At 52.4% G+C, this 12,392-nt stretch carries 14 protein-coding genes and 3 tRNA genes; 14 read left to right on the top strand and 3 right to left on the bottom strand.

All coding sequences use genetic code 11. The features are described 5' to 3' along the window. Positions 1–187 precede the first annotated feature (187 nt). From N2K86_RS13415 to sdiA, 8 genes are all read left to right on the top strand, one after another. Positions 188–1,453: a FliC/FljB family flagellin gene (locus N2K86_RS13415; protein WP_260658916.1), complete on the top strand. Its 1,266-nt coding sequence runs from the start codon at positions 188–190 to the stop codon at positions 1,451–1,453. 162 nt (positions 1,454–1,615) lie between these two features. Continuing rightward, complete coding sequence (locus N2K86_RS13410) at positions 1,616–2,335, top strand: RNA polymerase sigma factor FliA (RefSeq protein ID WP_260658915.1); 720 nt, start codon at positions 1,616–1,618, stop codon at positions 2,333–2,335. Between the two features lie 54 nt (positions 2,336–2,389). Beyond that, positions 2,390–2,941, top strand: a complete 552-nt coding sequence (gene fliZ / locus N2K86_RS13405) for a flagella biosynthesis regulatory protein FliZ (protein ID WP_010432406.1) — start codon at positions 2,390–2,392, stop codon at positions 2,939–2,941. A gap of 86 nt (positions 2,942–3,027) precedes the next feature. Next, the gene (gene tcyJ / locus N2K86_RS13400) at positions 3,028–3,828 is read left to right on the top strand and encodes a cystine ABC transporter substrate-binding protein (RefSeq protein WP_100165996.1); all 801 of its coding nucleotides are present in this window, start codon (positions 3,028–3,030) and stop codon (positions 3,826–3,828) included. A 107-nt stretch (positions 3,829–3,935) separates the two neighbouring features. Continuing rightward, complete coding sequence (gene dcyD / locus N2K86_RS13395; RefSeq protein WP_260658914.1) at positions 3,936–4,922, top strand: D-cysteine desulfhydrase; 987 nt, start codon at positions 3,936–3,938, stop codon at positions 4,920–4,922. Between the two features lie 21 nt (positions 4,923–4,943). Beyond that, a complete protein-coding gene (gene tcyL / locus N2K86_RS13390) occupies positions 4,944–5,612 on the top strand; it encodes a cystine ABC transporter permease (protein WP_010432414.1) in 669 nt (222 codons plus the stop codon). Beyond that, positions 5,609–6,361 (top strand): L-cystine ABC transporter ATP-binding protein TcyN, encoded by a 753-nt coding sequence (gene tcyN / locus N2K86_RS13385; protein WP_010432417.1) that lies wholly within the window; start codon positions 5,609–5,611, stop codon positions 6,359–6,361. Before tcyL ends, tcyN begins: the two co-directional genes overlap by 4 nt. A 223-nt stretch (positions 6,362–6,584) precedes the next feature. Then, positions 6,585–7,307 carry a transcriptional regulator SdiA gene (gene sdiA, locus N2K86_RS13380; RefSeq protein ID WP_260661682.1) on the top strand — a complete coding sequence of 241 codons (723 nt, stop codon included), beginning with the start codon at positions 6,585–6,587 and terminating at the stop codon, positions 7,305–7,307. Between the two features lie 65 nt (positions 7,308–7,372). On the opposite strand, the gene N2K86_RS13375 is transcribed toward sdiA, so the two are convergent. Next, a complete protein-coding gene (locus tag N2K86_RS13375) occupies positions 7,373–7,597 on the bottom strand; it encodes a DUF2594 family protein (protein ID WP_010432421.1) in 225 nt (74 codons plus the stop codon). Next, complete coding sequence (locus N2K86_RS22700) at positions 7,584–7,664, bottom strand: hypothetical protein (protein WP_419716714.1); 81 nt, start codon at positions 7,662–7,664, stop codon at positions 7,584–7,586. Before N2K86_RS22700 ends, N2K86_RS13375 begins: the two co-directional genes overlap by 14 nt. A 399-nt stretch (positions 7,665–8,063) precedes the next feature. Between N2K86_RS22700 and uvrY the strand changes: the two genes are divergently transcribed. From uvrY to N2K86_RS13345, 6 genes are all read left to right on the top strand, one after another. Continuing rightward, entirely contained in the window at positions 8,064–8,720 is a 657-nt protein-coding gene (uvrY, locus tag N2K86_RS13370; RefSeq protein WP_042714108.1) for a UvrY/SirA/GacA family response regulator transcription factor, read from the top strand. Then, positions 8,717–10,549 (top strand): excinuclease ABC subunit UvrC, encoded by a 1,833-nt coding sequence (uvrC, locus tag N2K86_RS13365; RefSeq protein WP_260658913.1) that lies wholly within the window; start codon positions 8,717–8,719, stop codon positions 10,547–10,549. The genes uvrY and uvrC overlap by 4 nt, the downstream gene beginning before the upstream one ends. A 56-nt stretch (positions 10,550–10,605) precedes the next feature. Then, positions 10,606–11,154, top strand: a complete 549-nt coding sequence (gene pgsA / locus N2K86_RS13360; RefSeq protein ID WP_260658912.1) for a CDP-diacylglycerol--glycerol-3-phosphate 3-phosphatidyltransferase — start codon at positions 10,606–10,608, stop codon at positions 11,152–11,154. Positions 11,155–11,305: 151 nt separating this feature from the next. Next, positions 11,306–11,381 (top strand) — tRNA-Gly (locus tag N2K86_RS13355). A gap of 46 nt (positions 11,382–11,427) precedes the next feature. Continuing rightward, positions 11,428–11,501, top strand: a tRNA-Cys gene (locus tag N2K86_RS13350). Positions 11,502–11,512: 11 nt separating this feature from the next. Next, a tRNA-Leu gene (locus N2K86_RS13345) sits at positions 11,513–11,599 on the top strand. An 83-nt stretch (positions 11,600–11,682) separates the two neighbouring features. Here N2K86_RS13345 and N2K86_RS13340 read toward each other — a convergent pair. Next, the gene (locus N2K86_RS13340; RefSeq protein ID WP_260411679.1) at positions 11,683–12,387 is read right to left on the bottom strand and encodes an ABC transporter ATP-binding protein; all 705 of its coding nucleotides are present in this window, start codon (positions 12,385–12,387) and stop codon (positions 11,683–11,685) included. Positions 12,388–12,392: the final 5 nt, after the last annotated feature.

The following is a 12,392-nucleotide window of genomic DNA, read 5'->3' as shown; positions in this document are numbered from 1 at the left end:
TTTTTTAATGGCGGGAATAACGGTAATAGAGAAGAGTATTTCCGTGGCTAAAAAAATTATCGAGATCCTGAAAAAAAATCTAAAGGTTGTTTTGGACCAGACGATAACACCTTTGACGGCGATGAAGCCGAAGGGTGGAAACCCAAATCTAACCAAACAGATTTGATGAACAACAGGAATCGAAATCATGGCACAAGTCATTAATACCAACAGCCTCTCGCTGATCACTCAGAACAACATCAACAAGAACCAGTCTGCTCTGTCTTCTTCTATTGAGCGTCTGTCTTCCGGTCTGCGTATCAACAGCGCTAAAGATGATGCTGCGGGCCAGGCTATCGCTAACCGCTTCACGTCTAACATCAAAGGTCTGACTCAGGCTGCACGTAACGCTAACGACGGTATCTCTCTGGCACAGACCACTGAAGGCGCGCTGTCTGAAATCAACAACAACCTGCAGCGTGTTCGTGAACTGACCGTTCAGGCGACTACCGGTACTAACTCTGATTCTGACCTGACGTCAATCCAGGACGAAATCAAATCCCGTCTGTCTGAAATCGACCGCGTATCTGGTCAGACTCAGTTCAACGGCGTGAACGTACTGGCTAAAAACGGTTCTATGGCGATTCAGGTTGGTGCAAACGACGGCCAGACTATCTCCATCGACCTGCAGCAGATCGACTCTTCTACTCTGGGTCTGAACGGCTTCTCCGTTTCTAACAACGCACTGAAACTGAGCGATTCTATCACTCAGGTTGGCGCGAGCGGTGCTCTGAAAGATGTTGACCTGAGCGCAGTTGCTACTACTCTGGGCGTGGACGCGAAGAGCCTGACTCTGCACAACGTGCAGACTCCAGCTGGCGCATCTACTGCGACCTACGTGGTTTCTTCTGGTTCTGACAACTACGCTGTGTCTGTTGACGATGCAACTGGCAGCGTGAAAGTGAACACCGCTGACATCACCTATACCGATGCTAACGGTGGTACCGGTACTCTGACTGGTGTTGCAGTTAAAGTTGGCGCAGACGCTGCTGGCGCTGCTGCAGGTTACGCTGAAGTTCAGGGTAAAAACTACTCCCTGACTGGCGCTGCTATCGCTGATGGCGGTGCGGGCGGTACTCTGAACAACGCACAGACTGTTACCCTGAACGCAGCGGGCGAGTTCAAAGGCGTGTCAACTGCAGATCCACTGGCTCTGCTGGACAAAGCTATCGCGTCTGTTGATAAATTCCGTTCTTCACTGGGTGCGGTACAGAACCGTCTGAGCTCTGCTGTAACCAACCTGAACAACACCACCACCAACCTGTCTGAAGCGCAGTCCCGTATTCAGGACGCCGACTATGCGACCGAAGTGTCAAATATGTCTAAAGCGCAGATCATCCAGCAGGCCGGTAACTCCGTGCTGTCCAAAGCTAACCAGGTTCCTCAGCAGGTTCTGTCTCTGCTGCAGGGCTAATCGCCTGATAATGCTTAAACCCCGCTTCGGCGGGGTTTTTATTTAGCGCTATTTGCATAACCCCCCAAATAACCCCTCATTTCACCCACTATTCACCCAATTGAAACCCCTGCAGAATCGGATAATCATGCCGATAACTCAATTAACGCAGGGCTGTTTATCGTGAATTCACTCTATACCGCTGATGGTGTAATGGATAAACACTCGCTGTGGCAGCGTTATGTTCCGCTGGTGCGTCACGAAGCATTGCGCCTCCAGGTGCGTTTGCCGGCGAGCGTGGAACTGGACGATCTGCTACAGGCGGGCGGTATCGGGTTATTGAATGCAGTTGACCGATACGACGCTCTGCAAGGAACGGCATTTACGACTTACGCAGTTCAGCGTATTCGTGGGGCGATGCTGGACGAGCTGCGCAGCCGAGACTGGGTGCCGCGCAGTGTTCGCCGCAACGCGCGCGAAGTGGCGCATGCGATGGGGCAGCTGGAACAGGAACTGGGGCGTAACGCGACGGAAACTGAAGTGGCGGATCGTCTTGGCATTGCTGTTGAAGAGTATCGTCAGATGTTGCTCGATACCAATAATAGCCAACTCTTCTCCTATGACGAGTGGCGCGAAGAGCATGGCGATAGCATCGAGCTGGTGACGGATGAGCATCAGCAAGAAAACCCGTTACACCATTTAATGGAAGGGAATTTACGCCAGCGCGTGATGGAAGCGATTGAAGCTTTACCAGAGCGCGAACAGCTGGTGTTGACCCTCTATTACCAGGAAGAGCTCAATCTCAAGGAGATTGGTGCGGTACTGGAGGTGGGGGAGTCTCGGGTTAGCCAGCTGCACAGCCAGGCCATCAAGCGCTTACGCACGAAACTGGGTAAGTTATAGGTGATTGATTCACCTGGGAAATGCCGCACAACGTATTGACAACCAGGAGTTATCATGACGGTGCAGCAATCTAAAAGACGGCCTTTAAGCCGCTACCTGAAAGACTTTAAACACAGCCAGACGCATTGCGCCCACTGTAATAAATTACTCGACCGTATCACGCTGGTTCGTCGTGGCGAAATCGTGAACAAAATTGCGATATCCCGCCTCGACACGTTGATGGATGAAGCCGCCTGGCTCGAAGAGCAAAAAGAGTGGGTGGCGCTTTGCCGTTTCTGTGGCGATCTCCACTGCAAAGAGCAAAGCGACTTCTTCGATATTATCGGCTTCAAGCAATTCCTGTTTGAACAAACGGAGATGAGCCACGGCACCGTTCGCGAATATGTGGTTCGCCTGCGACGCCTTGGGCAACATCTGACCGTCAACAATATTTCTCGCGATCTGCTGAAAACCGGTTATCTGGATGAAAATCTGGAGCCGTGGCTGCCTGCGACCAGCACCAACAACTACCGGATTGCGCTGCGCAAGTATGCACAATATAAGGTACAGATGCCGGGTGTCGTGAAGCAGAAAGCCCACGCCGGAACAACTTCTGATATATATTAAAAAAGAATAAGATGTAGCGCAGTCGCCTTTGACGTTGCAGGCGATTTCTCTACACTACGTAAAAATTCCACTATATCGGGGTATTTATGAAATTTGCACTTCTGGGTCGTCAGGCGCTGATGGGTGTTATGGCCGTTGCGCTGGTTGCGGGCATGAGCGTGAAAACGTTCGCCGCGGAAAACCTGCTGAATAAAGTAAAAGAGCGCGGTACGCTGCTGGTGGGGCTGGAAGGAACCTATCCTCCGTTCAGCTACCAGGGTGACGACGGTAAATTGACCGGTTTCGAAGTGGAATTTGCTGAAGAGCTGGCGAAACACCTTGGCGTGAAAGCGTCTCTGAAGCCGACCAAATGGGACGGCATGCTGGCGTCGCTGGATTCAAAACGTATTGATGTGGTGATCAACCAGGTGACCATTTCTGACGAGCGTAAGAAGAAGTATGACTTCTCCACGCCGTACACCGTGTCCGGTATTCAGGCGCTGGTGAAGAAAGGTAACGAAGGCGGGATTAAAACGGCTGCGGACCTGAAAGGGAAGAAAGTCGGCGTCGGTCTGGGTACCAACTATGAAGAGTGGCTGCGCCAGAACGTGCAGGGCGTGGATATTCGCACCTATGATGATGACCCGACCAAATACCAGGATCTGCGCGTGGGCCGTATCGACGCCATTCTGGTTGACCGCCTGGCCGCGCTGGATCTGGTGAAGAAAACCAACAATACCCTGGCCGTTGCGGGTGATGCGTTCTCTCGCCAGGAAGCAGGGGTTGCCATCCGTAAAGGTAACGAAGACCTGGTGAAAGCGATCGATTCCGCGATTGCTGACATGCAGAAAGACGGTAGCCTGAAAGCGCTTTCTGAGAAATGGTTCGGCGCTGACGTCACCAAATAAGTCTTTGACCCATAAAAAAAGGCGCTTTTAAAAGCGCCTTTTTTATTTCTTACGCGTCTGCGTGCATAATGAAAAATATCATATGAATTAGCGTTACCGGAGGAACCATGTCACTGCAGAATTTAACGCGCTTTCCCCGCCTGGAGTTTATCGGCGCGCCCACGCCGCTTGAGTATTTACCCCGATTTTCTGATTATTTAGGGCGCGACATTTTTATCAAGCGCGATGACGTGACGCCAATGGCGATGGGCGGCAATAAGCTGCGCAAGCTGGAGTTTCTGGCGGCAGACGCGCTGCGCGAAGGGGCGGACACGCTGATCACCGCTGGGGCAATTCAGTCTAACCACGTGCGCCAGACGGCGGCGGTGGCGGCAAAACTTGGCCTTCACTGCGTTGCGCTGCTGGAAAACCCGATCGGGACGCACGCAGAAAACTATCTGACAAACGGTAACCGTCTCCTGCTGGATCTGTTTAACGTGCAGGTTGAAATGGTCGACGCCCTGACCGACCCGACCGCGCAGCTCGACGAACTGGCCACGCGTCTGGAAGCACAGGGTTTTCGTCCGTACGTTATTCCTGTCGGTGGCTCGAACGCGCTGGGCGCACTGGGCTATGTAGAAAGCGCGCTGGAAATTGCTCAGCAATGCGAGGGCGCGGTGAATCTCTCATCCGTCGTTGTCGCCTCCGGCAGTGCCGGAACCCATGCCGGGCTGGCGGTGGGGCTGGAGCAACAGCTGCCGGATGTTGAGCTGATTGGCGTGACGGTGTCCCGCAGCGTTGCAGATCAGAAGCCGAAAGTGGTTACTTTACAGCAGGCGGTGGCAGAACAACTGGAACTGAAAGCAAAGGCAGACATTCTGCTCTGGGATGACTATTTTGCGCCAGGCTACGGCACGCCAAATGAAGAGGGGATGGAAGCGGTGAAATTGCTGGCACGCCTCGAAGGCATTCTGCTTGATCCGGTCTATACCGGTAAGGCGATGGCGGGGCTGATAGACGGCATTGCACAGAAGCGCTTTAAGGATGAAGGTCCGATCTTGTTTGTACACACTGGCGGGGCGCCTGCGCTGTTTGCCTATCATCCTCATGTCTAAAAATCAGGTCGAAAAATAATAATGCACGAAAGTATTCAACTGGTTATTGATTCACTGCCGTTCCTGCTTAAGGGGGCGGTGTTTACGCTTCAACTCAGTATCGGAGGGATGTTCTTCGGCCTGGTGCTTGGGTTCGTGCTGGCGTTAATGCGCATGTCGCCCGTCTTGCCGGTACGCTGGCTGGCGCGTTTTTACATCTCTGTATTCCGCGGCACGCCCCTTATCGCCCAGCTCTTTATGATCTACTACGGTTTGCCGCAGTTCGGTATTGAGCTTGACCCCATTCCGGCGGCGATGATTGGTCTGTCATTAAATACCGCAGCCTACACGTCCGAAACCCTGCGTGCGGCCATCTCCTCCATTGATAAGGGGCAGTGGGAAGCGGCAGCCAGTATCGGGATGACGCCGTGGCAAACCCTGCGTCGGGCGATATTGCCCCAGGCCGCGCGCGTAGCGTTACCGCCGTTGAGCAACAGCTTTATCAGCCTGGTAAAAGATACGTCGTTGGCGGCCACCATTCAGGTGCCGGAGCTGTTCCGTCAGGCGCAGCTGATCACCTCGCGGACGCTGGAAGTGTTCACGATGTATCTTGCGGCCTCACTGATTTACTGGGTGATGGCGACGGTGCTTTCCGCCCTGCAGAACTATTTTGAAAACCAGCTTAACCGCCAGGAGCGTGATCCGAAATGAGTGCAATCGACGTTAAAAACCTGGTGAAAAAATTCCACGGACAAACGGTGCTCCACGGTATCGATCTGGAAGTAGAGCAGGGCGAAGTGGTGGCGATCATCGGGCCGAGTGGCTCGGGTAAAACCACGCTGCTGCGCAGTATCAATCTCCTTGAACAGCCTGAAGGCGGAACGATCCGCGTAGGGGATATCACGATTGATACCGGGAAATCCATTAGCCAGCAGAAAGGCTTAATTCGCCGTCTACGTCAGCATGTCGGTTTTGTTTTCCAGAACTTCAACCTTTTCCCGCACCGTACGGTGCTGGAAAATATTATTGAAGGGCCGGTCATCGTGAAGGGGGAGCCAAAAGAAGAGGCCACCACCCGTGCACGGGAGCTGCTGGCGAAGGTTGGGCTGGCCGGTAAGGAAACCAGCTATCCGCGCCGTCTTTCGGGGGGACAGCAGCAGCGTGTGGCCATTGCGCGCGCGCTGGCGATGCGCCCGGATGTAATCCTGTTCGATGAGCCCACCTCCGCGCTTGACCCCGAGCTGGTGGGGGAAGTGCTGAATACCATTCGCCAACTGGCGCAGGAAAAACGGACAATGGTGATTGTGACTCACGAAATGAGCTTTGCGCGTGATGTTGCAGACCGGGCAATTTTTATGGATCAGGGCCGCATTGTTGAGCAGGGGCCAGCGAAAAGCTTGTTTGCGAACCCGCAACAGCCCCGCACCCGCCAGTTCCTCGAAAAATTCCTCATGCAGTAGCATTTTTGCAGTAATTTGCTCCAGATTTTTCTTCTGGGGCAAATTATTCGCCTCTAAACGCGTGTTCGTAGTTCTTTTATTCCACCCGTGTTCAGATTAACCGTATTAAATCTAAAGATTAAGGTACGTTGGACGATATTTTGTATAAACAAATAAGATTTATGTGTTAGGTTATATTCACCATAATAATGATTATCTTTATCAGAGGCTTCATTCGGTAAGTATGAGGGATTCAGACTTTTTCAACTGGCGACGGGATTGCTTCCTCCGGTTTCAGGAAATGTCCTGTGCCGACGAGGTATATCAAGAACTTCAGCGACAAACGCAGGCACTCGAATTTGATTATTTCTCACTTTGCGTTCGTCATCCTGTCCCCTTTACGCGCCCCCGGATTTCGGTCCAAACCAGTTATCCGCAGGAATGGATGGCGCAATATAAGTCAGAGAATTTTTTCGCCATCGATCCGGTGCTGAAACCAGAGAATTTCATTCAGGGGCATTTACCCTGGACGGATGAATTATTCGCTGATGCTCAGGCACTCTGGGACGGCGCGCGGGACCACGGTTTGCGTGCGGGAATTACGCAGTGTTTGATGCTGCCTAATCATGCGCTCGGTTTCCTGTCTGTATCACGTACTCGCGCTCAGGCGGATAAGTTAAGCTGCGAAGAAATAGAGTTGCGCCTGCAAATGCTGGTTCAAATGGCCTTAACGTCTCTGCTGCGTTTTGAACATGAGATGGTCATGCCGCCTGAAATGAAATTCAGCAAGCGTGAGCGGGAAATTCTGAAGTGGACTGCGGAAGGAAAGACGTCTGCAGAAATAGCGATTATTCTCTCGATATCGGAGAATACGGTTAATTTCCATCAGAAGAATATGCAGAAGAAATTTAACGCGCCAAACAAGACGCAGATAGCCTGTTACGCGGCGGCGACAGGACTGATCTGAAGAGACAACACGTTCTGCGTGACAGACGAGATAACGGCTGAATGCACCGCATCCAGCCGTTTTTTTTACTGACGGTAAGCTTGTTTAATCTGCTTAACAGTATTGGCGAATACGGCTGATTCAGCCTGGTCTTCCATCTGCGCGATTTGTTTTTCCATCTTAAGGATCACACGGCCCGCATCAGCCTGACCCATTGCCTGTAACATGAGCGTCAGCAGCGCTTTCAGACAGTTTACTTCCTGTGCCAGTTCTTGGTTATTTTCCGCAGTGGCGAAATCAGGTGAGCTCATTTATTTTCCTCAATATAAAACAGCGCTCGAGCGCGACGATGAAAGTCAAGGCCGCGGAGTATACCACAAGCCGTGACAAAAAAAGCAGTGGTTGTTTTTCGTACTTTTCCGCATTTTGTTTATTTACGTAAACAATACCCACAGCTAATGTCTCCTCTGCGATATTCCCAATTTATTGTCATCGCCGGTTCGTTTGCCGTTAATTGTTGTTACAAAAAGTTTAGAACTGTTTTTAAGCCGGTGCTGTGCCCCTGTTTTTGTAACTTTTTGAATACAGATGCTTAAAAATAGACGCAAAAGCCCAGGCCGCCTGGGTTTTCTTTCCGCTTGCTGTACAGGCTAATTTCCAAAAACGAGAACGTAATCGTATAGCACGTTTTTTAACGTTTTAATCTTGCGAGGAAAACCGTTAATATAAACGCAATAAGTAGTCAGTAGCGTTATCCCTATTCTGGAGACATTTCCTTTGATCAACGTCCTTCTTGTTGATGACCACGAACTGGTGCGCGCAGGGATACGACGCATTCTTGAAGATATAAAGGGTATTAAAGTTGCCGGTGAGGCCTGCTGTGGTGAAGATGCCGTGAAATGGTGTCGCACAAACTCGGCCGACGTGGTGTTGATGGATATGAACATGCCCGGCATTGGTGGGCTTGAAGCAACACGTAAAATCGCCCGTACCTTTGTTGATACCAAAGTCATCATGCTGACCGTACATACCGAAAACCCGCTGCCCGCGAAAGTGATGCAGGCGGGGGCCGCCGGGTATCTGAGTAAAGGCGCCGCACCACAGGAAGTTGTGAATGCGATTCGCTCCGTGTTTGCCGGGCAGCGTTACATCGCCTCAGACATTGCACAACAGATGGCATTGAGCCAGATTGAACCTGAAAAAACGGAATCGCCGTTTGCCAGTTTGTCTGAGCGCGAGTTGCAGATTATGCTGATGATCACTAAAGGTCAGAAAGTGAATGAGATCTCTGAACAGCTGAATCTCAGCCCGAAAACGGTGAACAGCTATCGCTATCGGATGTTCAGTAAACTGAACATTCACGGTGATGTCGAGTTGACTCATCTGGCCATTCGTCATGGTCTGTGTAATGCGGAGTCGTTAATAAGTCAGTGAATGAAGCGTTCGATTCAAAAGCATTTCTAAAAACCGTCACCAGCCAGCCAGGCGTATATCGCATGTACGACGCTGGCGGTACGGTTATCTATGTGGGTAAGGCGAAAGATCTCAAAAAACGCCTTTCCAGCTATTTCCGCAGCAATCTTGCCTCCCGCAAAACCGAAGCGCTGGTCGCACTCATTCAGAATATTGATGTCACCGTCACGCACACCGAGACGGAAGCGCTGCTGCTTGAACATAACTACATCAAACTGTATCAGCCCCGCTATAACGTGTTGCTGCGTGATGATAAATCCTATCCCTTTATTTTCCTGAGCGGGGATACCCATCCTCGTCTGGCGATGCACAGGGGCGCGAAGCATGCGAAGGGTGAATATTTCGGCCCGTTCCCGAACGGTTATGCCGTGCGTGAAACGCTGGCGCTGCTGCAAAAAATCTTCCCGATCCGCCAGTGTGAAAACAGCGTTTACCGTAACCGCTCGCGTCCGTGCCTGCAGTACCAGATTGGTCGCTGTCTGGGTCCGTGCGTAGCGGGTCTGGTCAGCGAAGAAGAGTATGCCCAGCAGGTAGACTATGTCCGCTTATTCCTCGCGGGGAAAGACGATCAGGTTCTCACCCGGCTTATCGCGCGAATGGAAAAAGCCAGCGCAGCGCTGGAGTTTGAAGAGGCTGCGCGTATTCGTGACCAAATTCAGGCCGTACGCCGCGTAACTGAAAAGCAGTTTGTCTCCAATACCGGTGACGACCTGGACGTGATTGGCGTGGCCTTTGACAACGGGCTGGCCTGCGTTCACGTCCTGTTCATTCGCCAGGGTAAAGTGCTCGGCAGCCGCAGCTACTTCCCGAAAGTGCCGGGCGGTACGGAACTGGGTGAAGTGGTCGAGACATTTGTTGGACAGTTCTATCTTCAGGGCAGCCAGATGCGCACGCTGCCCTCTGAGATCCTGCTTGATTTTAATCTCGACGATAAAACCCTGCTGGCGGATTCCCTGTCTGAACTGGCCGGGCGTCGGGTGAATGTTCAAACGAAACCGCGCGGGGACCGTGCACGCTATCTGAAGCTGGCACGCACCAATGCGGCGACGGCGCTGACGACTAAACTGTCCCAGCAGTCGACGGTCAATCAGCGTTTAACCGCGCTTGCTACGCTTCTGAAGCTTCCGGAAGTGAAACGTATGGAGTGTTTTGACATCAGCCATACGATGGGTGAGCAGACCGTGGCCTCCTGCGTGGTATTTGATGCCAACGGTCCGCTGCGGGCGGAGTATCGCCGCTATAACATCACCGGGATCACGCCGGGGGATGACTATGCCGCAATGAACCAGGTGCTGCGTCGACGCTATGGTAAAGCCATCGAAGAGAGCAAGATCCCGGACGTGATCCTTATCGACGGCGGAAAAGGGCAGCTCGGGCAGGCGAAGGCGGTGTTTGAATCACTCGACGTCGAGTGGGATAAAAACCATCCGCTGCTGTTGGGCGTGGCGAAAGGGGCGGATCGTAAAGCGGGTCTGGAAACGCTTTTCTTTGAGCCGGAAGGTGAGGGCTTTAGCCTGCCGCCGGATTCGCCTGCGCTGCATGTGATCCAGCATATCCGCGATGAATCGCACGATCACGCGATCGGCGGCCACCGTAAAAAAAGGGCGAAGGTCAAAAATACCAGCACGCTGGAGACCATCGAAGGCGTTGGACCAAAACGTCGTCAAATGCTGCTGAAGTATATGGGCGGATTGCAAGGATTACTCAATGCCAGCATGGAGGAAATTGCAAAAGTGCCGGGTATTTCGCAAGGGCTGGCAGAAAAGATCTACTACTCGTTGAAACATTGAGGGCTCTGTAGCAACATAGAGCTAAATTTTACTGACAACAGACAGTTACCGTCATCATGCGATTTAATATCCCTACGTTGCTCACTCTTTTTCGCGTCGTGCTTATCCCGTTCTTTGTACTGGCGTTTTACCTGCCGGTCGTCTGGGCTCCCTTCGCCTGTGCGCTGATTTTCCTGATCGCCGCCGTCACGGACTGGTTTGACGGATATCTTGCGCGCCGCTGGAATCAAAGCACCCGCTTTGGTGCGTTCCTCGATCCGGTGGCCGATAAAGTCATGGTGGCGATCGCGATGGTGCTGGTGGCCGAGCATTATCACACCTGGTGGGTCACGCTGCCTGCTGCAACCATGATTGGCCGCGAAATCATTATTTCTGCACTCCGCGAGTGGATGGCGGAGATGGGCAAACGCAGCAGCGTGGCGGTATCCTGGATCGGTAAAGTAAAAACTACCGCGCAGATGGCGTCGCTGGTCTGGATGCTGTGGCGTCCTAACGCCTGGGTTGAGTGGGCGGGGATCGGTCTGCTGTGGGTTGCTGCGGTGCTGACGCTGTGGTCAATGCTGCAGTATTTGAACGCGGCGCGCGGAGATTTGCTTGAACAGTGATCGTTTCGACGTAATTTTCAGCAAACGATCCGGGGATGCAAAAAATAACGTTGACTCAAAACGACATATCAGTAGAATGCAACGCATCGAACGGCGGCACAGCTAGCCGGACGATAATGAAATCAAGTGGTTAGAAACAACTTGATGACATGCGGGAATAGCTCAGTTGGTAGAGCACGACCTTGCCAAGGTCGGGGTCGCGAGTTCGAGTCTCGTTTCCCGCTCCAGATTAAAGACATGCGCAATAGCGGGTGTCAGTATGAAAAGTTTTACGGCGCGTTAGCAAAGCGGTTATGTAGCGGATTGCAAATCCGTCTAGTCCGGTTCGACTCCGGAACGCGCCTCCACTTTCTTCCCTGGCCGGATGGTGGAATCGGTAGACACAAGGGATTTAAAATCCCTCGGCGTTCGCGCTGTGTGGGTTCAAGTCCCACTCCGGCTACCATGGGAAAAAGCAGAATAATCAAAGCAATAAGCAGTGTCGTGAAACCACCGAAAGGTGGTTTTTTTGTGCCTGTAATTTAACGCTCAAACCCCACCCAGATACGCCTTCCTGACCTCCTGATTCCCCAGCAGCTCCTCGCCGCTGCCGCTCAGCCGGATCTGTCCGTTGACCATCACGTACCCGCGGTCGGAAAGCTTCAGCGCGTGGTGCGCATTCTGCTCAACCAGAAAAATGGTCATGCCGTTGCGTGCCAGCTCGCGCAGCGTCTGGAAAATCTGTTTCACCACGATTGGAGCCAATCCCAGGCTGGGCTCATCCAGCAACAGCAGCTTAGGGCGGCTCATTAATGCACGCGCAATCGCCAGCATCTGCTGTTCTCCGCCGGACATGGTCATCGCACGCTGTTTACGCCGCTCTTTGAGACGGGGGAAAAGGTCGAACATGCTTTGCATATCTTCAGATGCAAACTGGTTTCCAATCGGAATTGTGCCCATCAGCAGGTTCTCTTCCACCGTCATATCCGGGAAGATACGCCGTCCTTCGGGCGCCTGGGCGATACCGCCGGACGCGACGTAGTGGGTGGATTTATGGCTGATATCCTCTCCGCAAAACAGGATCTGCCCATTACGGACCCGAGGTTGGCCAAATATAGACATCAATAATGTCGATTTTCCTGCACCGTTAGCGCCAATCAGCGCCACGGTTTCACCTTTGTTAACCTCAAGGGAAACCTGTTTCAGTGCCTGGATCACGCCGTAGAAAACGTCCACCTCCCGAAATTCCAGCATCGTTT

The sequence above is a fragment of the Enterobacter mori genome (assembly GCF_025244905.1).
GTDB lineage: Bacteria > Pseudomonadota > Gammaproteobacteria > Enterobacterales > Enterobacteriaceae > Enterobacter > Enterobacter mori_A.
Note: the sequence above shows the minus strand (reverse complement) of the source record. Positions and strands in the feature narration are given on the sequence as shown.

Coding starts and splice junctions, on each gene's coding strand:
- N2K86_RS13340 (WP_260411679.1), bottom strand. CDS start 12,387: ATGCTGGAATTTCGGGAGGTGGACGTTTTCTACGGCGTGATCCAGGCA.
- fliZ (WP_010432406.1), top strand. CDS start 2,390: ATGACGGTGCAGCAATCTAAAAGACGGCCTTTAAGCCGCTACCTGAAA.
- tcyL (WP_010432414.1), top strand. CDS start 4,944: ATGCACGAAAGTATTCAACTGGTTATTGATTCACTGCCGTTCCTGCTT.
- N2K86_RS13375 (WP_010432421.1), bottom strand. CDS start 7,597: ATGAGCTCACCTGATTTCGCCACTGCGGAAAATAACCAAGAACTGGCA.
- N2K86_RS13415 (WP_260658916.1), top strand. CDS start 188: ATGGCACAAGTCATTAATACCAACAGCCTCTCGCTGATCACTCAGAAC.
- tcyN (WP_010432417.1), top strand. CDS start 5,609: ATGAGTGCAATCGACGTTAAAAACCTGGTGAAAAAATTCCACGGACAA.
- sdiA (WP_260661682.1), top strand. CDS start 6,585: ATGAGGGATTCAGACTTTTTCAACTGGCGACGGGATTGCTTCCTCCGG.
- dcyD (WP_260658914.1), top strand. CDS start 3,936: ATGTCACTGCAGAATTTAACGCGCTTTCCCCGCCTGGAGTTTATCGGC.
- pgsA (WP_260658912.1), top strand. CDS start 10,606: ATGCGATTTAATATCCCTACGTTGCTCACTCTTTTTCGCGTCGTGCTT.
- tcyJ (WP_100165996.1), top strand. CDS start 3,028: ATGAAATTTGCACTTCTGGGTCGTCAGGCGCTGATGGGTGTTATGGCC.